The sequence below is a fragment of the Sporosarcina newyorkensis genome (assembly GCF_900167515.1).
GTDB lineage: Bacteria > Bacillota > Bacilli > Bacillales_A > Planococcaceae > Sporosarcina > Sporosarcina newyorkensis.
Genome location: NZ_FUYJ01000002.1, coordinates 167,069 through 191,601, shown reverse-complemented (window position 1 = coordinate 191,601; position 24,533 = coordinate 167,069). Strand labels below are relative to the sequence as shown.

The window sequence follows — 24,533 nt, the reverse complement described above, 5'->3', positions numbered from 1 at the left end:
ACAACTCAATAATTGAATCCACTAATTGTTTAATCCCTCTTAGACGTCTCCCTCTCCCTTCGAATAAACAGCCAATAAGCGTCGTTTCAATACCTCATCTCGTTCTGTTAAATCTCTCACGATCTCAATCAATACTTCATTCGATAACGTCTGAAGCATTTCTGTGAAAGGATCATCCGTCACTTCCACCCATTGTGTGGCAGAAGGCGGAGTCTTACCATCCAATTGTTCCGCCAGCTCAAAATAAGCTGCCACCTCATGCTTACAAACAGAACTATAGTCATACGGACAGTTGCATGATGAAAACAAAATCGTTCCCTCATCACCTATGGTTACAGTTACTTCATATTTTTCACTGCCCTAAATAAAGAAAGTATACGTTCCTTCTTGTCGTTTACGGGAAGAACTGACACGACCATCACAAAAATAGTTCCAACCACGGGTCACAATCTTCTGATTCACATGCTCTTCGAATTGATAAATATTCATAAGTCGCTCCTTCTACCGATTTTCCATTATTTTAGCATAGACCAGCTCATTAGACGCTTACCACTCTTTCAACTCTTCATTCAGCTTTTTCGCTTCATTTGCATAATACAAATAAAATCCAATCCAGCTGGCAATGTACAGTCCTAAAAACAGACCTGTAAATGTCAAAAAGCTCTTAGCCGTAAAAGTAAACCAGCCGATACCGAAAGCAGTGATAAAGTAAAGAATCAGCACGGTAATGAAGTGATACAAAGTCTGTTTCAGCAGTGACCAACTTTCATTTTCAAAATAAAGTGGGGTGACACTGAAAAACCAGCCACAAAAAATTGTGCCTAGAGCGTTCTTGACGAACACATCTGCTTTTAGTGTTTCAAGATCGCTTGCATATATGGCCAAACTTGTAATGACGACTGCCAGGAAACCACCAAAGAAAATACCAATCATACTGCGGAATAAAAAAGAGTTCATTCCTTACTCCTCCTTTTCATTTTAAGCGCTTCCTTGATCCCGTTGACGTATGTTCTTGAAACATATTCTTTCGTCCCAGATTTAAAGTATACTGCCAGTGTCCCGTTAAAAGAAGCTTCGAAACGGCTCAATTCATGGAGATTGGCAATGACCGATTTAGAGAGCCGAATAAAACGACTTGATGGTAAAACGGCTTCCAATTCATATAGTTTTTCTTTCACTAGAAAGGAACCATTTGCAGTGACGGCAGCAACTCCAGATGACGTTGCGTGAAAATAATGGATGTCCGCCGGCTTTAAGATATGCTGCATCTCTCCATCCTTACCTATGATAAAATCCAGTTCCTGTCCTTTTAAAAAGTCCAAAACTTCTTGGATCGATTGATTCATTTCTTCGCATTCAATGGTGACTGTTGTCCCTTTATTTGCACTATCGATATTCAAGAAAACTTTCATTTCGAGAAACCCCTCCCGACAATAGTGTAAACGTTTCTTTCCAAATTGTCTGTACTATTTCGATTGCTGCAGACGAAGAATACACAAGCTGAGTACGAAGACAATGGCAATGAAGCTACCTGATAGAATCGTTTCCCCTGTCCATTCCAGCTGCCCATTCCATATCGCAATAAAAAGTTGATTCATATGATAGATCACATTGAAATCTGCAATTGTTTGCACGAATTTCGGCATCAACTCTATCGGCATCGTAAAGCCTCCTGAAATCATGACTAGTTGAAAAATAACGATAGAGAAGACAAGTGCACTATTTTGATTTGTGAAAAATGAATAAATAGCTGAAGATAAGACGAGAAGTACTGCGTTCATTGCAATGAAAAATCCATAAGAAGCAAGAAAGCCTATCAAATGAAATTGCAGATCATATACCAATGCGCCAATAGAAAATACAAGGAAATAGCCGAGACTCGTTAAAATAATGGATTTCAAAATAGCAGACAACAAAAGCATACGCTTCGGCACGGGTGTCAGTGTAATCCGCTTTTCGATGCCTGTTGTCCGGTGCGTTACTTGTTCAAATCCGAAAGCGAAAAAAATAACTCCAAACGCGATGAGTAGAATGAATGATGGTGTATAAGTCTCCGCATAATTCAAACTTCCATCATAAGTAGCTTCTCCGAATAACTGTCCCATGAAAAGATACGATACGGGCGGCACGACAATCGTAAACACCACATAGAAAATTTCTCTCCAAAACATTAATAAATCGTATTTTAGTTGTGTAGCTAACATGTCTAATCTCCCCCTTAAACCGTCACATTTTGTAAATAAAACTCATGAATTGAGCGATAACCGCGCTCCAAAATCCGTTCCGTGGTATCAAGCACCTCTGCTATGCCATTGTTAAGCAACATCACCTTATCACAGTACAACTCCACTTCATCCATATTATGAGTTGTTAAAATGACCGTTCCACCCATCCTTTTATTGTAGTCCGTAATGTAATTCCACAGCATATTGCGCATATGAGGGTCCAACCCTGTTGTCGGTTCATCCAAAATCAACAGCCTAGGCTGCGACATGAACGCAATCGCCAAACTGACAATTTGCTTCCACCCACCCGAAAGCTTATCGAAATAGGTTCGACGATACGGTTCAAGATGAAACTCCGCCAATACCTGATTGACATCTTTAGTGGAATCATAATAGGACTGAAATAGTTTCAGCAGTTCATAGACTTTCATCGTTTTATAAAACTGTGTTGGCTGCAGTACGACAGAAATTTGTTTTCTCAGCTGCTCTTTTTCATTGATGGAAAGACAATGCAACTCCTTGCCGAATAGATGAATGCCTCCTGCGTCCGGTGTTTGAATCGTCATAAGCATCTCTAAAAAAGTCGACTTCCCCGCTCCGTTTTTCCCAATGACCGCCACAATTTCCCCTTCATTTGCCTGAAAGTCTACTCCCTTCAATACGTCATATGATCCAAATGATTTTCGAACGTCTTGCGCCTCGACCACAGTCATTATGTTTTCCTCCATTCGTTCACTCTTTGTACTTTTAGTATACGAACTGGCGAATAAAACGTCAGCCGGATTTGGGTGAGTGGTACATTTTTGAATGTCAGTTGCAGGATTTGTTAGGTGAGTGGCATAGATGTGCGAAGTTGGTTTGGTATGATATGTGTTTGGCTTAGACTGACACGGGTTTGGCTCAGTCTACTTTTTCAATTCAGCTTCAATGAAAGCAGCCCCCAATCAAATTTTTGATTGGGGGCTGGCCTGAAAATATATCAACAATTCTTCAATAATACTCACGCTTCCTGCAGCTGTCTCCATAAAATTTTTCCGCTGCTTGTGGTAGGGAAGCTGTCGCGGAATTCAATAATTCGCGGATACTTATAGCTTGCCATCTGAGTTTTTGACCACTCAATGATTTCATCGTCCGTGACTTTTCCTTTGTATTCTTCGTTAAGAATGATCAACGCCTTGACTGTTTCACCGCGCACTTCATCCGGATAGCGGACTACACATGCCTGTTGAATCGCCGGATGCTTGTAGAGGATGGATTCTACTTCCGTGGGCCATACTTTATAACCTGCCGCGTTAATCATCCGCTTGACTCGATCTACCATATAGAAGTAGCCTTCGTCGTCCATACGCACAATATCGCCTGTACGGAAAAACTGTTGGCCGCCAAGCTCTATGTGGCTGGCTTTTGTCTCTTCCTTCCTGTGATAATAACCTTTAAATAACTGAGGTGCATTGACCACCAGCTCGCCTTCTTCGTCTGCCCCGAGTTCGGCACCGGTTGCCGGATCAATAATTCGGGCATCGACCCCAAATGCAGGGATGCCAAGACACTGAAGTTTCGGCCGGTTTGGAGGATTAAAATGCGTGTGCGACATGGTCTCGGATAATCCATACCCCTCCACATAGTCAAGCCCGGTCCATTGCCGCAATTTTTCTCCGACAGCAACAGGCAGCGTGGCTCCTCCCCCGCCAACCAATTCCAATGACGAAATATCATATTCCGCTAGCTTCGGATTCGCAAGGAAATCGATGAGCATCGTACTGATATTAATCCAGTGACTAATTTTGAAATGCTCCATGGCTTTGATTGCATAGTCACGGTCCCATCTCGTCAGAATAATCATCTCACTGCCTGCTAAAATAGGATTCAAAGCACTGTGCGTAAGTCCCGTGACATGGAATAGAGGCAAACTGGTCAACGTCACAGTATCAGGGCTCATCGTCATCCAGTGATAAGAACCCGTCGTATTAGCCTGAATGGTACGATTGGTATGGATACATCCTTTTGGTGTACCCGTCGTTCCGGATGTGTAAGGGATCATCGCCATATCGTCACTTTTCCCCTTGTAAGCTGACGGTGTGCTTCCGGAATTCAATGCGGCTTTCCAGGAGATGGTCTTCGCTAATTGCTGTACGGGTGCCTTCACCACGTCCGGGATGATACCCAAGGCTCTTTCTTCTATTATATACTCCGAGTAGGCTGTACTTATCACAGTTTTAAGCATCGTTGTGCCGATAAGCGGCTCGATTTTCGGATAAAGTTCTTGCCCGACGAACGCCAAATGGATTTCTCCGTCTTCCAAGAAAAACTGCAGATCTTCCGTCGTGCTCATCGGATTGATCGCCACAGCGACTGCCCGTACCCGCAGGATGGCAAATAGGCTGATCAGAAATTGAGGGGAATTTTGCATAAGCAGCAATACCCGATCCCCTTTTTTTACTTGGCAGTGATGTTCCAAATAACCGGCGACTTGATCCACTTCACCTAATAATTCACCGTACGTTGCAGATCCGCCATAAAATTCATAGGCTGATTTGTTCGGATACTTCTTCGCTGTGATCGCCAAATTATCGTAAATTGTCGACTCGGGAACTGTAAGTGTCTTCGCAACTCTTTTCGGCCAATAGTCAAAATGCGCGGTATGTTTCATTCTTTTCACTCCTCAAGATCTGTATGCGCTTACAAAACTTTCGCAAACTATTTCATTTTCAAATAAATAAGGTGCTGTTTCTATCAGGCTCTTCTGACTGACGAAATGAAGTTCCCTTTCGAACTCCATATTCATCAACGACTCTCCAACGCGGGTGTTTTTCAATATGGACAGGCTATTGCTGCTTTGACTTTCGTAGAATAAATTTGCAGCCCGCGCACTGTCGGTCAATTCAAGTGCTGCTCCTCCCGTTTTCACGGCTAACTGCGACAGAAAATAACCCGCACCGTAAAAGTCCTCCAAACAAAACTTATTATTTGACCCTGCACAAACGAGCAAAATTGTTTCGTCTTTGTATTCTTCCGATACTTTTCGTGCCACTGTTTCACTGTTCAGCAAAGATGCAATCCAAACTTTCCCCGCCTTCGCGGCTTTTCGAATCGCGACCGTTCCGTTAGTAGTTACTAAAATAAGCGTTTTCCCTTTTACTTCGTGCTGAAGCGCCAGCGGAAGCGGGTAGACAAATCCTGTAATCGGTAAGCCGTTCGATTCACCGGCCAAACAAACCGCTTCATCTTGTCGTTTTTGTGCAATCAGCTGCGCCTCTTCAGCTGTTTCAGCGGGAACGACAGCACGCGCGCCAAAAGACAGACAGGCAGATATCGTGGATGTTGCCAATAAAATATCGAACACGACGACTGTTTTTGAAGCATCTAGTAGCGCTTCGTCCAGTTCTTCCTTCTTCAAAAGTACGTGAACTTTCACTATTTCGCCCCTTATTTTTTCGCAGTGATCAGCGCATACTGAATTAAATTCTCGACAAAAACATTAAACTTGGCGAAGCGCTGATCAGTCGTCTGCCCTTTACGGTACCTGTAATAAATCTGCTGACAAATCACCGCCAACTTGAAATAAGCGAACGTCAAGTAATAGTCGATCGACCCCACATCTCTGCCACTTTTATCTGCATACATTTGAATAAACTCATCTCTCGTAAAGAATCCATCCAGCACAGTAACGGGAGGAGCCCCCAGCCCCTTCTTCAAAAGATCAGGATCGTTTGGCTGAATCCAATAACTCATCGCTGCACCGACATCTGCCAATGGATCACCAACCGTTGTCATTTCCCAATCAAACAACCCGGTCATCTCTGAAAAGTCGTGCGAAAACATCGCATTGTTCAATTTATAATCATAGTGAATAATTGTCGGTGCAGCAGAGTTCGGTACATTTTTCGTCAAGTAGTCCGTCAACTCCGCAACACCTCGAACCTCATCTGTTTTCGCTCGCTCATACCGTCCGATCCACCCCGACAATTGGCGTTGCATAAAGCCTTCTGGTTTCACCATGTCTGCAAGTTTCGTCTTCTTGTAATCTACTTGATGCAAATGAACGAGCTGTTCCACCATGAGTTGTGATATTTTCCGTCCGAGCTCAGGAGTATACGTTACCTCATTCGGAAACTTGGTATCCAGGACGATTCCTTTCCTACGTTCCATGATGAAGAACGGGCTGCCGACAATACTTTCATCATCTGAAAACAGATAAGGCTTTGGTGCTGGCTGGAAGTACGGATGCAAGCTGGATAAAATCGTATACTCCCTTTCCATATCATGAGCTTTCGGTGCTACCGGTCCTAGTGGCGGCCTTCTTAACACGGCTTCCCAATCCGCAATTTGCAGGAGATACGTTAAGTTGGAATGCCCTGCACTGAATTGGCGAATCTGTAACTCTCCTTTTGGAGCCTGTGGAATTTGCTGTTGAATAAATGTCTGCAGCAATTCCCTGTTCAATTCTTCCCCTGTTCGAACTTCAATTGTAGTAGCATCGCTCATACTAACTCCTCCTCCATACTAACCAGTAGGTATGTTACTTACATGCTGACAGAATCAGCTTAGGGTTTCTTAATCCCATCGAATAAAATCATTGAAAAGAGTTTGCTCAGTTGCTCTGCGGAAATTTCGCCCGAAGGATTAAACCAGTTATAACTATAATTCGCCATCCCAAGAACTCCGAATGCCACAATATCTGCGCGTAACTCTGGACGGAATTCACCGGCTTGTATCCCATTCGCAACCAACTGTTCAATATTCAAGCGAAATAAATCCCGCTGTTTGTCAATCGTTTCTACATTTTCTTCTACAAGATGCCGCATCTCACGGAAAAAGACCCGCCCGCTCGGACCTTTATCTTGAATATCTGCGATCAATAAAACGATCACTTTTTCTAATTTCTCTTGGTAGGTTAATTTCTCATTTTCCATGATCGACTGTTGCCGATTCAACAAGTCTGAAATATAATCTAAATGAATTTCCATCAATAATTGTTCTTTACTTGTAAAATAGTAGTAGAACGTTCCTTTTGTCACACCGATCGAATCCACAATGTCTTGAATCGACGTTTGGCTGAATCCTTTTTGCTCAAATAATAAAATACTTGCTTGCGTAATTTTTTCTTTCATTTCAATTCCCCAGTCCTCATAATGTCGTTTTTACATACTATAGCACATTATTTTGATGCAAATCTTCCTTTATCGGGACGGGGCGAATGAGGATAAAAGTCAAAAAGCATGTGCTCCGCCATCAACTGTCAAAATATCGCCCGTTACATAATCAGACGCTTTGGATGCCAGAAACAGTGCAGCACCTTTTAAGTCTGAATCATTTCCAAGCCTGCCGAGTGGCGTACTTTGCATGATCATTTTCTCTCCATGCTCAATCAAAACCTTCGACATTTTTGTCGGGAAAAACCCTGGTGCGATCGCATTGACATTCACTTGATGCTGTCCCCATTTGACCGCCATATCTTTCGTCAGCGTCATGATCGCGCCTTTACTCGTATTATAACCAATCGTCTGCATAAACGGCGGCGTTCCTCCAAACCCTGCAATCGAAGCGATATTAATAATTTTTCCACTTCGCTGACCAATCATGACTTTCCCCACTTCTTGACTCATCAGGAAAGTTCCTGTGACATTAACATCCATCACCTTTCGCCAAGCTTCCAACGGCATATCCTCAGTCGGTGCCGCCCAGCTTGCCCCGCTATTATTAACCAGAATATCAATCGTGCCAAAATGTCTGACAGTCTGCTCCACTACTCTCTTTACATCTTCAGGCTGTGTCACATCGCACGGCAACGCGATGGAATCGACGCCCATCCCTTTTAACTTCTTACTCATCTCATCACACGCTTCGGCGTTACGTGAACAAATGATCACATTAGCTCCCGCTTCTGCAAATGCCTCTGCAATCTGGGCGCCTAACCCGCGAGCTCCTCCAGTGACAATCGCTGTTTTACCTGTCAATGCGAATAAATCCAAAATGCTCATAGTTCTTCTCCCCTTTGTCTGTACTTTTTCAATTCCAATCGTGCAATCTGTCGCGCATGCACTTCATCCGGACCGTCTGCGATCCGCAGTGTTCGCGCACCCGCATACTGGTAAGCGAGCGGGAAATCATCACTGACTCCTGCTCCGCCAAATGCTTGAATCGCACGATCGATGACTCGCAAAGCCATATTTGGCGCTACCACTTTGATCATGGCAATCTCTGCTTTTGCGACTTTGTTTCCAACCGTATCCATCATATAAGCCGCCTTTAACGTCAACAAACGTGCCTGCTCAATATCCATACGGGATTCCGCAATCCATTGTTGCACTACACCATGGTCGGCAATCTTTCTGCCAAACGTTTCTCGTTCTGACGCCCGTTTACACATTAATTCAATTGCGCGTTCAGCTGCTCCGATCAAACGCATGCAATGATGGATTCTGCCTGGTCCCAATCTGCCCTGCGCAATAGCGAATCCTTTTCCTTCCCCCCACAACATATTCGTTACGGGGACCCTGACATTATCAAAATGAATTTCAGCGTGACCATGCGGTGCATCATCGTAACCAAAAACAGGAAGCATTCTTTTGACAGTTACACCTTCTGCATCCATTGGCACTAAAATCATTGACTGCTGTTCATGCTTAGGGGCATCCGGATTACTTTTCCCCATAAAAATCATCACTTTACAACGTGGATCACCTGCACCTGATGTCCACCATTTTCTTCCGCTTAAAATATACTGATCGCCGTCTCGCTCAATTCGTGACTCAATATTCGTCGCATCACTCGAAGCAACTTCTTTTTCCGTCATTGCGAAGGCAGAACGAATTTCCCCTGTCAATAAAGGTTCCAGCCACTGCTTCTTTTGCTCATCCGAACCATAGCGCGCCAACACTTCCATATTGCCTGTGTCAGGTGCACTGCAATTAAAAATTTCAGGCGCTAAAAAAGACCTTCCCATAATTTCACACAGCGGAGCGTATTCCAAATTGGTCAGACCCGCACCTTGTTCGTGATCTGGAAGAAACAGATTCCACAAGCCCTGCTCCTTAGCATTCACTTTTAATTCTTCCACTATAGGTGGGACTGCACTCCATCTATTGGATTGACCAACAAGCTGACTCCGAAACACATGTTCATTTGGATAAATATAGTCCTCCATGAATTGACTCACTTGTTCCTGCAGCTGTACTACTTTTTCTGAATACGAAAAATTCATTGAGTCTTGCCTCCCTTTCTATACTGACCAGTTGGTATGTTCAGAATATTAATTCAGAGTATACTAGATTAGTTCGAAGCTAGCAAGTCTCAATTTAAATACTAAGTGCCTGCAACGAGCCAAACACTTCCTGTTTCGAGCTTAACGCCGTTTGATCGATGAGCAAAAACTAGACATGAAAAAAGCTGCCACAGAAAGTCTTGTTTCAAAGACTTTCCGGACAGCTATTCTCACATATTATTTCGCTACTTTTTTATTCTTCCGATTACCTGCGTGTTGGGTAATCCGGTCCAGGATGATCGCAACAATGACGATTGACAATCCTGTTTCGAAACCTTTACCGGTTTTCAACTGAGTAACGGAACGATACACTTCTTCTCCGAGACCCGGTGCACCAACCATGGACGCGATGACGACCATCGATAGAGACAACATGATACTTTGGTTGACTCCTGCCATGATCGTAGATTTAGCCAATGGGATCTGCACTTTCAGTAAACGCTGTGATGTTTTGGAACCGAATGCTTCTGTTGCTTCGATCAAATCTTTTGGCACTTGTTCGATTCCGAGCATCGTCAAACGAATTGTCGGCGGCATGGAGAAAATGACAGATGCCACAACCCCGGGCACGACACCGATATTAAAGAAGAAAATCGCTGGCAATAAATAAACGAATGCCGGCATTGTCTGCATCAAGTCGAGAATCGGATTGATGATTTTCTTCACCGTTGCTTGTTGAGAACCCCAAATACCTAACGGAATCCCGATGAGTAACGCAATCGCGACCGAAGTCAGAACGAGAGCGAGCATTTGAAGCATTGGATACCAGTAACCTAAATAGTCAATGAACAACAAACCAATCAATGTAAACAACGCGATACCACGTGTCGACAAGAAATAAGCAATCACTGCAAAGATGACTGCCAGCAAAATGGAAGGTACTAAATCCATTAGCGTAACCGCACCTTCAACGGTACCTTTTAGGAAAGCAGAAATACCATCAAATACTGTGCCGAACGTGTCGACCAACCAATCTACTCCGTCATCGATCCAATCAGCAAATGGTAATCTTGGTAATAAATTATTCATGATCCGTCACCTCGTTTACTCCCGTTGCAACAGGATCGTTATTAATAAACTGTCCATTTCCAGCAAGCGCGCCAATTAACGCACCTCGGATAATGATTCCTTGCAGATGTTCTCTTTCATCCACTACCGCAACTGGAACGGAGGCAGTCGAAACCGTATCGAATAAATCTGTCAATACTGTATCTTGTGAAACCTTCGTAATGTCGCGAATGAGTACATCTTCTAGGAGCTTTCCTTCTTCTGTCGCTGTAAGTGCATCTTGTGCAGTGACAGCACCAAGCAAACGGTTCCCTTTATCCACTACATAAATAGAAGAAATGCTTAACTTTTTCATCAAGCGCAAGGCTACACGGGCACCTCGATCGACTTGCACTGTGTCCGCTTTCTTCATAATATGCCATGCTGTCAATACCTTCGATAAATCGACGTCTTCGACAAAACGCTCGACATATTCATTGGACGGACTCATCAAAATTTCTTCCGGCGTTCCGATCTGGACGATATCGCCGTCTTTCATGAGTGCGATTCGATCTCCAATTCGCAACGCTTCATCCAAATCATGCGTAATGAAAATAATCGTTTTCCCCATGTCATGGTGAAGTTGCAACAATTCGTCTTGCATATCTTTACGAATCAACGGATCAAGCGCACTAAACGCTTCGTCCATTAGCAATACGTCCGGGTCATTTGCAAGCGCACGAGCTAGACCTACCCGTTGCTGCATCCCGCCACTGAGTTGATTCGGATATTGTTCTTCATAACCTGCCAAACCTACCAATCGCAAGGATTCTTTCGCCTTTTCTTGTCGCGTCTCCTTTGCGATGCCTTGAATTTCTAATCCATATTCTGTATTTTCCTGTATCGTCTTATGCGGAAACAATGCAAAGTTCTGGAACACCATGCCGATTTTTTTCCTGCGAACTTCACGCAACTGCTCCTTATTCATCTCCACAATATCTTTTCCATCGATCAATATCTTCCCCATCGTCGGATCGATCAAACGATTCAACATGCGTACAAGTGTCGATTTCCCACTTCCTGACAAGCCCATGATAACGAAGATTTCTCCATCATAGACGTCAAATGAAGCATTTTTTACACCGACCGTCGCGCCAGTCGCTTGTAAAATTTCCTTCTTGGACTTCCCCTCGTTCAGTAATTGCGCGGCACGTTTCGTATTCTTTCCGAATATTTTCGTCGTACCTTGTACTTCAATTTTCTTTGTCATTTCTTGATCACTCATGTGGACAACTCCCTAGCTTTCTAAAAACTTGACTTTATTATTATAGACGTAACAGTTTTGCAATACAACAGTTTAACCTAAATTAATTGTTTATACAGTAAAAACTGTACAAACTTTCATCTAAATATTGCTTTTACACGTCAAATATAATACGCTATATTAGCAATCGGGGAGAAATCCATCCCCAGTATTTTAATGGAGGTACACTTTATGGACGGTAAAGAACAACTTGAAAAATCACGCGAGCGAATTATCGAAACAATCGCGCAAAACATACATCTATACGGCCTGACTCCATCTGCAGGCAGACAATATGGCACGATGTTTTTCCATGACGATCCGTTGACATTGGATGACATGACAGAAGAACTCGGGATGAGTAAAACCAGCATGAGTACATCCGTCCGCGCCCTATCTGATTTGAAGTTAGTGGAACGCGCATGGAAACGAGGCGTCCGTAAAGACTTATACCAAGTCAAAGACGATTGGTATCAAAGCTTCATCGACTTATTCTCTATCAAATGGCGGCGCTCCATCTCTCTTTATTCCACCACCATCCGTAAGTCATTGAACGAGTTAAACAAGCTGGCAGCCGATCCATCCATTACAGATGATTTGAAACTAATGGTAGAAAGAGACATAGAGAAGCTTCGATACGTTCAAGATTATTATGAATGGCTAGATCGTCTGGTCGATGCATTTGAAGATCATGATATTTTTGATCTGGTACCACGAAAAGACGATATACAAGAGGGTAAATGACCGTGAGAGCTTAGGCTTTTGCGGTTTTCAAATAATAAAAAGCATTCCACTACCGTTTTATGGTAAGTGGAATGCTTAATCACTCCTTTATACATATCATGTGGTGTAGGAAGCAAAAGCTACTTGTTCAATATCCCATTTACTCCACCTCAGGCAGCATGATTTCCTCCGCCTCATTCACCTTCCCATAATTCAAATCCACGGAAATCGTTACAGACTGCGTAGGATTTTTCCCTTCTGCTTCATAATGAAACTCTTTTAATCTCATATGATCTTTCGCAATCTTTACTTCGAGCTTTGAAGCGATATTCGATGAATCGACACCTTTAAACGACATATTAAATAGTTCCTGAAATACTTTATAAAAGTCTTGGTCATTTCCGTCGTATGTAAAAATATATTCATTGTCCTTCTCTTTCATTGCCAATTCTTCTTTGACTTCTCCGAGTCGATCGATCACTTTTTCGTATTGGACATTTAACAATTCTTCTTCTGTATATTGACCTGAAACATCTTCCCACCTTCCTCCGTTTTCATTAGCCAATACAACTTCTGCTTTTTTATAAACTTCTGCTTTCGTATCGTTCGGCTGACCATCCGTTGTTGTTACGTACGATGCATGGAAATCAGGCGACTCCTTGTCGACGTATTGTATTTTCCCTTTGTTAACCTGTTTCTGCTCTCCCTTTGCCATATCTTTCGCAAGCACCGTCAACGCCATGTCGATTTCATAACTCTTCAATTCTTCCGGTGATTGATCCAGACGTGTTTGGACTTCTTGCATCGTCAGGTTATCTGCCGATTCAGCACAAGCGCTGAGTACGATGGCGGAAAGAACTAACATCAGTAATCTACTAATACTTTTCATTCTTCTTCCTCCTAAACCAGTTTTCTCATAGTATAGCGTTTTCCTAATTTATCGAAAGTGCCTGAATGCCCACTGAACATTACCTATCATTTGACCCCTTCATTGAGAAATGCAGTACCTCCATCCACCTCTCTTAGTTTGCTGCATGTATATCGGGGAATTAAAGAAGCATAATGACAAGAAAAGGAATGAGTGACGATATGCTTTATGAATGTGCAATTATTGGCGGTGGACCCGCTGGATTGAGCGCAGCCCTGGTACTCGGTCGGGCGAGACGAAAAACGGTTATATTTGATGACGACCATGCGCGGAATCGAGTGACACGGGAAGCACATGGTTTTTTAACAAGAGACGGCATCCAGCCTGCTGAATTAAGACAACTCGCCCGAGAGGAAATTGCGAATTACCCTTCCGTTGAGTTTCACAATGAGCGAATTGCTTCTATTGAGAGAATAAACGAGACACATTATGAATTAAGGACGGCGGGCGGAAAAATCTTTCGCAGTCAGAAAATTTTATTGGCAGTCGGTTTACAGGACGAACAACCAAATATCCCGGATATTGAACGCTTCTACGGAACATCCATATTCAGCTGCCCTTACTGTGACGGCTGGGAACTTCGCGATCAGCCTCTTGCCGTTATTGCGGATAAGAATGTCTTCAAAATTGCAGCAGAAGTCTATACATGGAGCCGTGATTTGATCGTCTTTACAAACGGCGAAGGTCAGCTTACAGCGGAAGAATGCAAAAAACTTAATGCGAAAGGAATACAAATCATAGACGACATGATCGCAGGACTGGAAGGAAAAAACGGACAACTTGAAAGCATTCGACTGGAAGACGGCACACTCATCGACCGCACCGGCGGATTCGCCTCCCCACTCTGGAGCCACCCTAACCAATTTGCAGCAGAACTAGGCTGTGAGCGTAATGAATATGGAGGAATTTCAACCGATGAATATGGACGCACCAGTGTATGGAACGTCTATGCAGCAGGCGACGCAGCACATATTGTCCCATCTCAATTAATTATTGCAGCGGGCACAGGCAGCGCGGCAGCGATCGGAATGAATGGTGATTTGACGAATGAATTTTTCGATTAAATAGATCAGACACTTTGTACAGTAAAAACTGTACATACAATAAATATAGGTAAAACGGTTGTATTGCAAACATATTACAGTTATACTAGTAAAGGTTCGCTATGATAGCGGAAACAAAAAGGTTGTACATACTATACAGACGTTGGACAACAAAACGTCCATCTCACTTGCAACCAAATACAAGGAGGAACTGTATCGTGTCATTTAAAAAGAAAGTTCTAGGATTCAGCTCAGTCGCTCTATTAGCAGTAGGTCTTGCTGCATGTGGCGGCGACAAAAATGAGGACACATCAAAAACTGACGGAGACAAAGACGCAACAGGCGCAACAGAATCCATCGGTAAAGCAGTAGACTACAAGATTACAGGAATCGACCCAGGCGCGGGAATCATGGAAGCAACGGACCGTGCACTTGAAGATTACAACTTAGAAAAGTGGGACGTTGTTACAGGTTCAGGCGCAGCCATGACGGCAGCATTGAAAAAAGCGTATGACAAAGAAGAGCCAATCATCGTAACAGGATGGTCTCCACACTGGAAATTTGCAAAATATGATCTTAAATACCTTGAAGATCCAGAAGGTTCTTACGGTGGGGCGGAAGAAATTCACACAATCGGACGTCTTGGTCTAGAAGAAGACTTACCGGAAGCTTACCAAGTTCTGAAAAACTTCCACTGGACAGAAGAAGATATGGCTGAAATCATGGTGGAAATCATTGACGGAGAAGATCCAAAAGTAGCAGCTCAAAACTGGATCGATGCCAATGAAGACAAAGTTGCTGAGTGGACAGACGGTGTAGAAAAAGTAGACGGCGATACGATTAAATTTGTATACGTAGCTTGGGACAGTACAGTTGCAAGCACGAATATGATGGCTCTTGTATTGGAAGACTTGGGTTATAAAGTTGAAATGTCACAAGTCGAAGCAGGTCCAATGTACACAGCAGTTGCTGATGGCAGTGCAGATGTATTGCTTGCAGGCTGGTTGCCAATCACACATGCAACATATATGGAAAAGTTTGAAGACAAACTGGACGATATCGGTGTAAGCATGGAAGATGTGAAAATCGGTCTAGTCGTACCAACCTATATGGAAATTGATTCAATTGAAGATTTGAAAGAGTAATAAGCAAAATAAAATCCCCCGGCATGGACAGATGAACTGTTTACGCCGGGGGATTTTCATTCAATTCGATGTTAGAAAAGTTTATAAACATTGTAAAACTATTGACCTTGTCAGCATAGCGGAGTACTTTTCCTCCATCACTTCCAAAATCATGCTCAGCACCATTCGATCTTCTATTCTTGGAGTGGAGTGAATCACTTGTTCCATTTCTACAATTGCCTGTCGAAGACCAGTCTCCTGGATCGACTCCTCTAAAAGGACCTGCAGACCCATATTGACGGCTGGGATATTGGATTCCTGCAAGCCATGTTGGTCGATCCATCCATATAGTTCATAAAGAGTATTTGCAACCCGCCGCTGATGCTTTAGCCATGCAACTCCATCTGTACTTTGGGTATCTTGATTATTCAGCTTCAGTCGATCCTCAACCATCGTAGTGATTAATAATAAATTTTTGATGGCATGCTGATCACCGCCCCCCTTCACTTTTTCTTTTGCTTCCACTAACATTTCATGGACCGTATCATTGTACATTGACCATAAATCACGATTCGCGTCCTCCAGTTTATACGGCAGAATAAACTTATTGATAAGCAAGGCCAAAATAACTCCTGCCACTACGAACGCAACTCGTTCCAACGTCAACACCTCTGTCGTACCCGTGACCAAAGCCACTGCGCCGATTGCAGAGAATGTAACGAGGATTGTGTTATATCGATACGCTTTAACATAGCTCATCAAGTAACCTGCCATCATAAGCAAGACGGAACGAGCTGTATAGCTTTGAAATATCATAAATAAAATAGTGACGGCAACAGCTCCAATTGTCGTCGCAAATATACGGTCGCGCATCTTCTTTTGAGATTGTTCATACAGAGGGATAATAACAGACAATACCGTGAACATCATCCAGCGACCTTCCACTAGATCAAAAAAGTCTATCATAAATCCTGTAAGACTGATTCCAACCGCCATTCGAATCGCGTACGACAGCTTGATTGAATTCGTATGACTTGGCGTTTCACTAATCGTTAACTTTTGGAATTTCTGCGGAATTTGTTCTAACCTTTTGACAACGTTATAGTGCTCTTTGCCTAAGTTACTTAATTCAGCCAAATTGTCTTTTAAGAAACCAATATGATTGAGCATGCGCAACACAACTATATTATGATTACGTTCCGCTTTATATTTATGCAGCATTTGGTCAAAGGTATCTTCCAATAAAGTCATCGTTTCTTTATCTTGCAAGCCATCGATAGCCAATTCAAGACACTGTATGATATCTTGCAGCATAACTTCCCGCATTTCTTCCTCGGAAATTTCATCGAGCAGAATATCAATTTTTTCCAGTGCAACGGAAATATTTAATTTCAAACGTCCCTCTTCAGTCAAAAAGTAATTTTCTTCTCTTTTATCGTACACAATACCTCGCAAACCGCTAATATCACTGGTGATTTGTTCAGTAATTTCTTCGAGCGGTTCACCTTTTTGCAAGAGCCTCATCTTTTCAATCAAGGCTGTACAGATCGTCTGGACTTTTTGATCGCCACTCTTCGTGATTCTGTTTTTGTTCGCCAGCATTTGCATACCCATGATCGCAAGCGCACCAAAAGCGAGAGAAGCCAGTCGAAGAGGCATTTGATCTGCAGCTACCGGCATGGCTAAAATGAATACATATTGAAGGGAGAAAGGAAAGTAGAGAGGATTTTTCAAATTAAACAACAACGAATAGCTAATGACAAACATCGCTATGAAGTTGATTGGAATCGCCAGCCACATATTGAAACCTGTTAAGAATGCGGCTATACCGATGAAAAGGTTCAATACAACAAATTTCATGGTATTTCTAATCGGATGGCTCGTCAAATCTCTTTCCAGCAACATCAACATCGCGGTAATCGTCGACACACCAATTAAAATATTTTCACTGCCGAACACTGCACCAAAACCGAGAACAAATCCAAGGATGAAGATGAATAGTAAGGTGTTCGTCAGGATCATTTTTTTAGTCAGTTTCATTTACACTCACTTCTTCCATCTTTTTTCGTCGTAAAGTATTTTAACATTAAAGTTGTTTAAGGTAAAATGTAGAGCTTTGAACCTTCTTAACTCTTCTACAACTTTGCGGTCATAACCTACACTCAACTGCCCAAAACAAATCGACAATCTTCAAAACAGGATACCCAACCATCAAACGACAAATCCAATTATTTTGCACAAAAAATCCCCAACTCTTTCAAAGTCGGGGTCTATTTAAAACTATTCATTCGCCAGCTCTTTGTAAGCCAACACTTTCAAAGCCAATAATTCATCTTCGGAAAGTCTATCTTCATACCGAGAGAGCAACTCTTGCTTTTCCTCCGCAGATAAGCCACTTTTCATCTTGGATTGGAGTTCAGCGAGTTCGCTCACACTAAATTTCTTTACTAAAACACGCACCGCCTGATCTTTGGTTTTAAAAGGCAAATTGCGATCATCTATATTTTTTCCTTCCGCGATAAATGCTTGGAGCTCGGGATCATTCCGTACTTCCTGCTTAATCGCTTCGAGTTGACCATTACTTTCTAGTTCTGCTTCCACTTGATCCATCACTTCATCCGCGACGAGCTTGCTGCCGAAATAATATACACCATAGCCGATCGCAGCTATAAGGACGACTGTTGTGATGAGTATTTTTATTGCTTTCAAGGTAAACTCCCCCTTCTTCTATCTAGTATAAACGATTTCAGGTGAGCGTTGTTAGTTAATTGGTAATGACAAATGATGCCAGTACTTCTTGTTTCACTTGATTCGTAACTACCTACTTCCCGCGTAGGTCTAGGATTTATACAAAATTGCATCTCGAAAGCTACATTTATTGTCTCATTCGATTGCCCGCGATCATAAAACAACTTTACACGCTCATAAATCCCCACGGTCGATCATATCTGCCCCTCAGTCGCTCATACATACACCCCAAGCGATCATAAATACAATGAACTCGATCATAAAACCATTCCAAACGCTCATACAGCAGTTTCTTCCTATACTCTCTGTTAGGTTACGACTCGTATGGAATATCCTTTCAATCTCTTGAACAATTATTTCACATCAAATCCAATCAAAAAACTCCCCAGCCGTTCGGACGGCCAGAGAGTACTTTTAATCCACTATTTATTCCTTAATCAATTCCAAATCAACCGGAATATCCGCATCTACATCTTCGCCATTCAATACAGCAACCGCGGCTTCCATTGCTTTCTTCCCAATTTCTTCAGGTTTTTGTGCAATCGTAGCTGCTAGTTTTCCGTCTTTTACGGATTTAACTGCATCGTCTGTTGCGTCAAATCCGATGACGACGATATCTTTTCCAGCAGACTGAATCGCTTCTAATGCACCTAACGCCATTTCGTCATTATGAGCGAACACGCCTGTAATTTCTGGGTTAGCTTGTAGAATGTTTTCCATTACAGTCAAACCTTCCGCACGGTTGAAGTTCGCAGTTTGTTTAGCTACGATGTCTACTTTCCCGTCGACTGCTTCGTTAAAGCCTTCTCCTCGATCACGAGCTGCCGAAGATCCTGCAATCCCTTCAAGTTCAGCAACTTTGGCATTTTCACCTAACAATTCAAGCAAATATTCTCCAGCCAATACACCGCCTGCTTTATTGTCAGATGCGATATGTGAAACAACTTCTCCACCTTCAGCGCTGCGGTCTACTGTGATGACTGGAATGTTGGAATTATTTGCAGATTCCACTGCAGATACAACAGCTTCTGAATCTGTCGGATTGATGATCAATAAATCGACACCTTGTTGAATTAAATCTTCTACGTCACTTGCTTGTTTAGACGCATCGTCCTGCGCATCGACTACGATGATTTTCGCTCCTGATTCTTTCGCCTGCTCTTTTGCCCCTTCACTTAACGTCACGAAGAATGGGTTATTCAAAGTTGAAACGGAAAGACCGATTTTAAACTCTTTGTCTCCATCTTTTCCTGCATCCTCATTATCTGACGAGGACTTCGAACCCGGCTGCTCTGTAGAACAAGCGGCCAATACTAAAACGACTACCATAAGTAATGCCCATTTCATTTTCTTCATTCTGTATACATCTCCTTATGCTGTTTTTTTACGATCCAAGAGAACCGCAATTAATATTACTGCACCCTTTACAACCTGTTGGAAGAAAGAGGATACACCAATCAAATTCAGACCATTGTTCAGAACACCGATAATCAATGCACCGACCAACGTACCGACAATCCAGCCTCGTCCGCCAGTCAAACTTGTCCCGCCAAGAACAACAGCGGCAATCGCATCGAGTTCAAACATATTCCCTGCAGTCGGCTGAGCTGAATTCAAACGCGACGTCAGAATCAACGAAGCGATCGCAGTCAAACCACCTGCCAATGAATATACATAAATCTTAATTCGATCGACATTAATACCAGATAAACGTGACGCTTCTTCATTACCGCCCACTGCATAAACTCGGCGGCCAAATGTCGTCTTCTTTAAAATGAAGTAGAGCACCGCAAAGGTAATGGACATCGTAATGACCGGTACCGGAATACCGAAAAAGTATCCTTTGCCTAACATTGTGAAGACTGCAGAATCCCCTAGGCCTGAAATCGGGCGTCCTTCTGTATAGACAAGTGTCAGCCCTCGGAAAATCGTCATCGTTGCAAGTGTTGCGATAAATGGTGCGACTTTCCCTTTCGCGATAATCAAACCGTTGATCGCTCCGAGTATCACACCGAGTAATACGCCAAGCAACATCGCAAGCAACGGATCCATACCGCCCGACATCATACCCGCCGTCACTGCACCTGTTAAAGCCAGGATGGATCCGACCGATAGATCAATACCGCCGGTCAAAATAACGAACGTCATCCCGAACGCAATCAAGGCATTAATGGACACTTGACGCAGCACATTAAATAAGTTATTCAGTGTCAAAAAGCTTGGGCTCATAATTGAAATAATAACAATGATCAGAAGCAGTCCAATTACTGGACCTAGTTTCTGTAACGACCCCTTCATATTAGGCTTGGACAACTTTGTCACCTCCTGTTGCAAAATGCATAATCCGTTCTTGTGTCATGTCCTCTTTCGGAATGTCCGCCATCAACTGACCTTCATGCATGACCAAGACGCGATCCGCCATACCGATGACCTCCGGCAATTCAGATGAAATCATTACGATCGCCACTCCCCGTTCAGCTAATTCATTAATAATGCTGTAAATTTCTTTCTTTGCTCCGACATCCACACCTCTTGTCGGTTCATCCAAAAACAAAATATCCGGCTCGATCCCCAACCATTTCGCAATGACGACTTTTTGCTGATTGCCGCCACTCAACGACTTCACTGCCTGTTCAGGACCGGATGTTCGAACGCGCAACCGTTTCGACATCATATCGTAAAGCGCATTTTCTTTCCCCTTCCGGATAATTGCCGATTGGGAAATGCGATCAAAATTCGTCAAACTCATATTGTCCCTTACAGAGAAATCCAAAATCAGTCCTTCTGATTTCCGGTCTTCTGTGACGTATCCAATGCCAAGCTTTTTTGCCTGCAAAGGATTTGAGATTGTTACCGGTTTGCCGTCAATAAAAATCTGGCCGGAAGTCAGTTTCCTATACCCGAATATGGATTGGATGACTTCTGTTCTGCCTGCACCCATCAAACCTGCAATGCCTAGAATTTCACCTTTGCGCACTTCGAACGACACATCTTCGAAAAATCCGTCATGCGTCAAACCTTCCACTTTCATCTTGACATCGCCGATATCATGTGACCGTTTAGGGAACCGTTCCCCTAATTCCCGGCCTACCATCATTTGCACAATTTCTTCAAATGTCGTTTCTTTAATTTTCCGTACACCGACATACTGGCCGTCCCGTAAAATCGTGATTCGATCACACATCGCAAAAATTTCTTCCATCCTATGCGAAATATAAACGAACGACACTCCTTGTGCCTGCAATGAACGAACCGTCGCAAATAACGTTTCGATTTCTCGATCGGTCAAAGCAGCAGTCGGCTCATCCATGATAATCACTTCTGCATTGGATGAAACTGCCTTTGCGATCTCGATAATCTGCTGTTTACCGACAGAAAGCTCGCGCGTGACCGTACGTGCATCGATATCGAGTCCCAATTTGGATAAAATCTCTTCAGCTTGCCGGTTCATTTCTTTCGTCTTTAAGATACCGCTCTTGCCAAACGTCTGCTCATTACCTAAATAAAAGTTTTCCGCCACCGTCAAGTCCGGTAGAATATTTAGCTCTTGGTGAATGACCGCAATGCCCGCTTCTTCTGCTTCTTTTGCGTTCTTGAACTCCACTTTCTCTCCTTTGACCCACACTTCTCCCGCATCACGCGAATAAATGCCGGTCAAAATCTTCATCATTGTGGATTTACCTGCTCCGTTCTCACCCATGAGCGCATGGATTTCGCCTTTTTTCACTTCAAATTGGACGTCTTCCAACACTTTGTTTCCATTAAAGCTTTTTGAAATTCCACTCATCGCAATCATCTCTGCTCACCCACTTTCAGAATATGACGCCTGACTGCAAAATACAATTCGCATACGGTGTCGCTTCTCCTGTACGAATAATGACCTTGGACTGTTTGGACAATTCTTTTAGTTCTTCGTGAGAAACCTCGGTGAACGGGCTTCCTACTCGTTCCATTTCTTCATATATCTCAATATTCTCGGCTTTCATTTCTTCCGCGATATACACTTTCTCCGCTTCAAAATCCTTCAGCAATTCGAATAAAATCTCTGTGAAACCCGGCTTTCCAAGCTTGTAAGACAAGTCGATGCAAGGCACGCCTTCAGGAATCGGAAGACCGCAATCTGCGATCGTCAATTGATCGGTATGTCCCATTCTCGCAAGCACTGCCGCTAGTTCACGATTGATCATTCCGTTTTTCTTCATTGTACTTCTGATCCTTCTTCCATACGTTTTTCCACTTCTTCAGAAGCGGGCATTCCGCCTTGCGCACCGAACTTTTCCACGGACAGCGAAGCCGCTGCATTGGCGAAACGAACAGCTCGCTCAAGATCCATTCCTTCGACGATGCCATGAGCAAGCGCACCGTTGAATGTATCCCCTGCTCCTGTCGTGTCAACAGCTTTCGTCTTGAAACCTTCCACGATCACATGTCGCTGCCCATCAAAATAACGCGCCCCTTCACTGCCGAGCGTCACAATCAATCGGTTTGGATGCGTCTCTAACGCATCGACCATATCGACTCCGAAAAGCTGTTCACACTCGGTTTCATTTGGCGTTAAATACGTAATGAACGGCAACATTTCCGCTTTGAATCCTCCGGCAGGTGCCGGATTCATCAAAACAGGCACACCGAATTCGCGGCATTTTTCCAGTGCATACATGACGGTTGGAATCGGAATCTCCAGCTGGAACATAACGACTTTACTTTTCTTGATGACTTCGTCCATCGCGTCGATATGAGCCGGCGTCAGCAATGAATTCGCACCCGGCACCACGATGATCCGGTTATCGCCTTCCGACAATAAAATATTAGCGATCCCTGAAGCGCCGTCTACCACGCCAACTCCTGTACAATCGACTTCATTCTTTTGCAAATTGCTTACGATACTCTTGCCGAACATATCGTCACCTACACAGCACACCATATGGACACTGCTTCCAAGCCTTGCTGCCGCAACCGCTTGATTCGCACCTTTCCCTCCGGGTACTGTATCAAAAATATCGCCGAGAACTGTCTCGCCCTGCGTAGGGAAATTATCCGTCCCAACAACTAAATCCATATTGGCACTGCCGATCACCGTTATCATCAAGCTCCACTCCTTGTTGTTCCTCGAATAATCAATTCAGCTTGTATCTGAATTTCACGCTCTTCCAGTTCCTGTCCTTCAATCAATTTAATGAGCATCCTGGATGCTAACGCACCAATCTGGTACAGGTCCTGAGCCACCGTCGTTAAACTCGGTGTCAGCTGGCCTGCAAGCATCGTGCCGTCATATCCGACAATTTGCAATTGATCCGGCACAGAGATACCTAGCGAATAGGCCGCTTTCATTGCGCCTGCCGCCGATACATCACTACTCGCGAAAATACCGTCGATGGACTGTTGCTGTAAAATAGTCCGTGCAATCGACTCAGACGCATCAAATTGGAACGGACTTTCCACTACCTCTATTTCTATATCTTTGCCTTCTACTGCATCCATAAAACCCATCAAACGATCATCTGCCGGGCCTAATCCAGATGGTCCTTTCATACAAAGGATTTTCCGACAACCGTTCGCCAGTAAATGCTCCGTCCCGATACGCGCACCTTCTCTATTATCTGTCGCCACCAAAGGAATTGACGGATGGATCCGACGGTCAATGGCGACGATTGGAACATTCAAATCTGTATAATGGGAGGTTTCTGCATGACTCGCCGCCACTATGAATCCCGCAACATATTTTTGCTGCAACGTATTAAGATAATGAATTTCCTTCTCAATCTTTTCATCCGAATTACATAGAACGACGGTGTAGTCATACTCTAGCGCCACGTCTTCTATTGCACGAGCCAACTCAGGAAAAAACGGATTGACGATGTCTGGCACGATCAATCCGATAAACATGGCTTGCTTTGTATTTAGCGAACGCGCCACTAAACTCGGTCGATAATTCAGCTCCTCAACCGCCGCTGAAATCACACGTTTCGCTTCTTCACTAATATAGCCCTTATTATTCAAATAACGTGAAACAGTCGCTACTGAAACTCCTGCCTTCTGGGCAACATCCCGTATATTCGCCAACCATTCCACCTTCATTCTGGTCTTGTGTAACCGGTACCACATTCATACAATGTGGTACCGGTTACACATAATATATCAACTGGGAATTTTGATGTCAATAGAGGAAACGAACAAAGATGGAAGCT

At 43.4% G+C, this 24,533-nt stretch carries 26 protein-coding genes; 3 read left to right on the top strand and 23 right to left on the bottom strand.

Going from position 1 to position 24,533, the window contains the following annotated elements:
• Positions 1 to 39: 39 nt before the first annotated feature.
• The 14 genes from B5D59_RS05260 to B5D59_RS05200 form a co-directional block, all read right to left on the bottom strand.
• A complete protein-coding gene (locus B5D59_RS05260; protein WP_078817163.1) occupies positions 40 to 309 on the bottom strand; it encodes an SWIM zinc finger family protein in 270 nt (89 codons plus the stop codon).
• Between the two features lie 51 nt (positions 310 to 360).
• Positions 361 to 489: a hypothetical protein gene (locus tag B5D59_RS18525; protein WP_281250646.1), complete on the bottom strand. Its 129-nt coding sequence runs from the start codon at positions 487 to 489 to the stop codon at positions 361 to 363.
• 57 nt (positions 490 to 546) lie between these two features.
• Positions 547 to 957, bottom strand: coding sequence for a DUF3021 domain-containing protein (locus tag B5D59_RS05255; protein ID WP_009766000.1), 411 nt, complete (start codon positions 955 to 957; stop codon positions 547 to 549).
• Positions 954 to 1,412, bottom strand: a complete 459-nt coding sequence (locus B5D59_RS05250; protein ID WP_078817162.1) for a LytTR family DNA-binding domain-containing protein — start codon at positions 1,410 to 1,412, stop codon at positions 954 to 956. Before B5D59_RS05250 ends, B5D59_RS05255 begins: the two co-directional genes overlap by 4 nt.
• A gap of 54 nt (positions 1,413 to 1,466) precedes the next feature.
• Positions 1,467 to 2,204: an ABC transporter permease gene (locus B5D59_RS05245; protein ID WP_078817161.1), complete on the bottom strand. Its 738-nt coding sequence runs from the start codon at positions 2,202 to 2,204 to the stop codon at positions 1,467 to 1,469.
• 14 nt (positions 2,205 to 2,218) lie between these two features.
• Positions 2,219 to 2,938 (bottom strand): ABC transporter ATP-binding protein, encoded by a 720-nt coding sequence (locus B5D59_RS05240; RefSeq protein ID WP_245799459.1) that lies wholly within the window; start codon positions 2,936 to 2,938, stop codon positions 2,219 to 2,221.
• Between the two features lie 287 nt (positions 2,939 to 3,225).
• On the bottom strand, positions 3,226 to 4,875 hold the full coding sequence (locus B5D59_RS05235; protein WP_078817159.1) for a long-chain-fatty-acid--CoA ligase: 1,650 nt from the start codon (positions 4,873 to 4,875) through the stop codon (positions 3,226 to 3,228).
• A 12-nt stretch (positions 4,876 to 4,887) separates the two neighbouring features.
• A complete protein-coding gene (locus tag B5D59_RS05230; RefSeq protein WP_176132509.1) occupies positions 4,888 to 5,640 on the bottom strand; it encodes a 2-phosphosulfolactate phosphatase in 753 nt (250 codons plus the stop codon).
• Positions 5,641 to 5,651: 11 nt separating this feature from the next.
• The gene (locus B5D59_RS05225) at positions 5,652 to 6,710 is read right to left on the bottom strand and encodes a phosphotransferase family protein (protein ID WP_078817157.1); all 1,059 of its coding nucleotides are present in this window, start codon (positions 6,708 to 6,710) and stop codon (positions 5,652 to 5,654) included.
• 59 nt (positions 6,711 to 6,769) lie between these two features.
• Positions 6,770 to 7,336 (bottom strand): TetR/AcrR family transcriptional regulator, encoded by a 567-nt coding sequence (locus tag B5D59_RS05220; protein ID WP_078817156.1) that lies wholly within the window; start codon positions 7,334 to 7,336, stop codon positions 6,770 to 6,772.
• Between the two features lie 99 nt (positions 7,337 to 7,435).
• On the bottom strand, positions 7,436 to 8,206 hold the full coding sequence (locus tag B5D59_RS05215; RefSeq protein ID WP_078817155.1) for an SDR family oxidoreductase: 771 nt from the start codon (positions 8,204 to 8,206) through the stop codon (positions 7,436 to 7,438).
• On the bottom strand, positions 8,203 to 9,429 hold the full coding sequence (locus B5D59_RS05210; RefSeq protein WP_009766009.1) for an acyl-CoA dehydrogenase: 1,227 nt from the start codon (positions 9,427 to 9,429) through the stop codon (positions 8,203 to 8,205). Before B5D59_RS05210 ends, B5D59_RS05215 begins: the two co-directional genes overlap by 4 nt.
• 237 nt (positions 9,430 to 9,666) lie before the next feature.
• Positions 9,667 to 10,518 carry an ABC transporter permease gene (locus B5D59_RS05205; RefSeq protein ID WP_009766010.1) on the bottom strand — a complete coding sequence of 284 codons (852 nt, stop codon included), beginning with the start codon at positions 10,516 to 10,518 and terminating at the stop codon, positions 9,667 to 9,669.
• Entirely contained in the window at positions 10,511 to 11,761 is a 1,251-nt protein-coding gene (locus tag B5D59_RS05200; protein ID WP_078817154.1) for a quaternary amine ABC transporter ATP-binding protein, read from the bottom strand. Before B5D59_RS05200 ends, B5D59_RS05205 begins: the two co-directional genes overlap by 8 nt.
• A gap of 210 nt (positions 11,762 to 11,971) precedes the next feature.
• Between B5D59_RS05200 and B5D59_RS05195 the strand changes: the two genes are divergently transcribed.
• Entirely contained in the window at positions 11,972 to 12,523 is a 552-nt protein-coding gene (locus B5D59_RS05195) for a GbsR/MarR family transcriptional regulator (RefSeq protein ID WP_040758413.1), read from the top strand.
• A gap of 139 nt (positions 12,524 to 12,662) precedes the next feature.
• Here the strand turns inward: B5D59_RS05195 and B5D59_RS05190 are convergent, their stop codons facing one another.
• Positions 12,663 to 13,391 (bottom strand): DUF6612 family protein, encoded by a 729-nt coding sequence (locus B5D59_RS05190; RefSeq protein ID WP_078817153.1) that lies wholly within the window; start codon positions 13,389 to 13,391, stop codon positions 12,663 to 12,665.
• 173 nt (positions 13,392 to 13,564) lie between these two features.
• Here B5D59_RS05190 and B5D59_RS05185 point away from each other — a divergent pair, with 173 nt between their 5' ends.
• Positions 13,565 to 14,494 carry an NAD(P)/FAD-dependent oxidoreductase gene (locus B5D59_RS05185; protein ID WP_078817152.1) on the top strand — a complete coding sequence of 310 codons (930 nt, stop codon included), beginning with the start codon at positions 13,565 to 13,567 and terminating at the stop codon, positions 14,492 to 14,494.
• Between the two features lie 197 nt (positions 14,495 to 14,691).
• Positions 14,692 to 15,618 carry a glycine betaine ABC transporter substrate-binding protein gene (locus B5D59_RS05180; RefSeq protein WP_078817151.1) on the top strand — a complete coding sequence of 309 codons (927 nt, stop codon included), beginning with the start codon at positions 14,692 to 14,694 and terminating at the stop codon, positions 15,616 to 15,618.
• An 81-nt stretch (positions 15,619 to 15,699) separates the two neighbouring features.
• Here the strand turns inward: B5D59_RS05180 and B5D59_RS05175 are convergent, their stop codons facing one another.
• The 8 genes from B5D59_RS05175 to B5D59_RS05140 form a co-directional block, all read right to left on the bottom strand.
• On the bottom strand, positions 15,700 to 17,637 hold the full coding sequence (locus B5D59_RS05175) for an FUSC family protein (protein WP_078817150.1): 1,938 nt from the start codon (positions 17,635 to 17,637) through the stop codon (positions 15,700 to 15,702).
• 240 nt (positions 17,638 to 17,877) lie between these two features.
• Positions 17,878 to 18,306 carry a hypothetical protein gene (locus tag B5D59_RS05170; protein WP_078817149.1) on the bottom strand — a complete coding sequence of 143 codons (429 nt, stop codon included), beginning with the start codon at positions 18,304 to 18,306 and terminating at the stop codon, positions 17,878 to 17,880.
• 465 nt (positions 18,307 to 18,771) lie between these two features.
• Complete coding sequence (gene rbsB / locus B5D59_RS05165; RefSeq protein ID WP_078817148.1) at positions 18,772 to 19,701, bottom strand: ribose ABC transporter substrate-binding protein RbsB; 930 nt, start codon at positions 19,699 to 19,701, stop codon at positions 18,772 to 18,774.
• A 15-nt stretch (positions 19,702 to 19,716) separates the two neighbouring features.
• Positions 19,717 to 20,643, bottom strand: a complete 927-nt coding sequence (gene rbsC, locus B5D59_RS05160) for a ribose ABC transporter permease (protein WP_078817363.1) — start codon at positions 20,641 to 20,643, stop codon at positions 19,717 to 19,719.
• Position 20,644: 1 nt separating this feature from the next.
• The gene (locus B5D59_RS05155) at positions 20,645 to 22,141 is read right to left on the bottom strand and encodes a sugar ABC transporter ATP-binding protein (protein ID WP_078817147.1); all 1,497 of its coding nucleotides are present in this window, start codon (positions 22,139 to 22,141) and stop codon (positions 20,645 to 20,647) included.
• A 16-nt stretch (positions 22,142 to 22,157) separates the two neighbouring features.
• Complete coding sequence (gene rbsD, locus B5D59_RS05150) at positions 22,158 to 22,547, bottom strand: D-ribose pyranase (protein ID WP_078817146.1); 390 nt, start codon at positions 22,545 to 22,547, stop codon at positions 22,158 to 22,160.
• On the bottom strand, positions 22,544 to 23,431 hold the full coding sequence (rbsK, locus tag B5D59_RS05145) for a ribokinase (protein ID WP_078817145.1): 888 nt from the start codon (positions 23,429 to 23,431) through the stop codon (positions 22,544 to 22,546). The genes rbsD and rbsK overlap by 4 nt, the downstream gene beginning before the upstream one ends.
• Positions 23,431 to 24,417 carry a LacI family DNA-binding transcriptional regulator gene (locus B5D59_RS05140; protein ID WP_342746523.1) on the bottom strand — a complete coding sequence of 329 codons (987 nt, stop codon included), beginning with the start codon at positions 24,415 to 24,417 and terminating at the stop codon, positions 23,431 to 23,433. The genes rbsK and B5D59_RS05140 overlap by 1 nt, the downstream gene beginning before the upstream one ends.
• Between the last annotated feature and the right edge of the window lie 116 nt (positions 24,418 to 24,533).

What these genes read in the sequence shown, in the direction of transcription:
- B5D59_RS18525 (WP_281250646.1), bottom strand. Translation starts at nt 489, where the DNA reads ATGAATATTTATCAATTCGAAGAGCATGTGAATCAGAAGATTGTGACC.
- B5D59_RS05255 (WP_009766000.1), bottom strand. Translation starts at nt 957, where the DNA reads ATGAACTCTTTTTTATTCCGCAGTATGATTGGTATTTTCTTTGGTGGT.
- B5D59_RS05250 (WP_078817162.1), bottom strand. Translation starts at nt 1,412, where the DNA reads ATGAAAGTTTTCTTGAATATCGATAGTGCAAATAAAGGGACAACAGTC.
- B5D59_RS05245 (WP_078817161.1), bottom strand. Translation starts at nt 2,204, where the DNA reads ATGTTAGCTACACAACTAAAATACGATTTATTAATGTTTTGGAGAGAA.
- B5D59_RS05240 (WP_245799459.1), bottom strand. Translation starts at nt 2,938, where the DNA reads ATGACTGTGGTCGAGGCGCAAGACGTTCGAAAATCATTTGGATCATAT.
- B5D59_RS05235 (WP_078817159.1), bottom strand. Translation starts at nt 4,875, where the DNA reads ATGAAACATACCGCGCATTTTGACTATTGGCCGAAAAGAGTTGCGAAG.
- B5D59_RS05225 (WP_078817157.1), bottom strand. Translation starts at nt 6,710, where the DNA reads ATGAGCGATGCTACTACAATTGAAGTTCGAACAGGGGAAGAATTGAAC.
- B5D59_RS05220 (WP_078817156.1), bottom strand. Translation starts at nt 7,336, where the DNA reads ATGAAAGAAAAAATTACGCAAGCAAGTATTTTATTATTTGAGCAAAAA.
- B5D59_RS05215 (WP_078817155.1), bottom strand. Translation starts at nt 8,206, where the DNA reads ATGAGCATTTTGGATTTATTCGCATTGACAGGTAAAACAGCGATTGTC.
- B5D59_RS05210 (WP_009766009.1), bottom strand. Translation starts at nt 9,429, where the DNA reads ATGAATTTTTCGTATTCAGAAAAAGTAGTACAGCTGCAGGAACAAGTG.
- B5D59_RS05205 (WP_009766010.1), bottom strand. Translation starts at nt 10,518, where the DNA reads ATGAATAATTTATTACCAAGATTACCATTTGCTGATTGGATCGATGAC.
- B5D59_RS05200 (WP_078817154.1), bottom strand. Translation starts at nt 11,761, where the DNA reads ATGAGTGATCAAGAAATGACAAAGAAAATTGAAGTACAAGGTACGACG.
- B5D59_RS05195 (WP_040758413.1), top strand. Translation starts at nt 11,972, where the DNA reads ATGGACGGTAAAGAACAACTTGAAAAATCACGCGAGCGAATTATCGAA.
- B5D59_RS05190 (WP_078817153.1), bottom strand. Translation starts at nt 13,391, where the DNA reads ATGAAAAGTATTAGTAGATTACTGATGTTAGTTCTTTCCGCCATCGTA.
- B5D59_RS05185 (WP_078817152.1), top strand. Translation starts at nt 13,565, where the DNA reads ATGACAAGAAAAGGAATGAGTGACGATATGCTTTATGAATGTGCAATT.
- B5D59_RS05175 (WP_078817150.1), bottom strand. Translation starts at nt 17,637, where the DNA reads ATGAAACTGACTAAAAAAATGATCCTGACGAACACCTTACTATTCATC.
- rbsB (WP_078817148.1), bottom strand. Translation starts at nt 19,701, where the DNA reads ATGAAGAAAATGAAATGGGCATTACTTATGGTAGTCGTTTTAGTATTG.
- rbsC (WP_078817363.1), bottom strand. Translation starts at nt 20,643, where the DNA reads ATGAAGGGGTCGTTACAGAAACTAGGTCCAGTAATTGGACTGCTTCTG.
- B5D59_RS05155 (WP_078817147.1), bottom strand. Translation starts at nt 22,141, where the DNA reads ATGATTGCGATGAGTGGAATTTCAAAAAGCTTTAATGGAAACAAAGTG.
- rbsD (WP_078817146.1), bottom strand. Translation starts at nt 22,547, where the DNA reads ATGAAGAAAAACGGAATGATCAATCGTGAACTAGCGGCAGTGCTTGCG.
- rbsK (WP_078817145.1), bottom strand. Translation starts at nt 23,431, where the DNA reads ATGATAACGGTGATCGGCAGTGCCAATATGGATTTAGTTGTTGGGACG.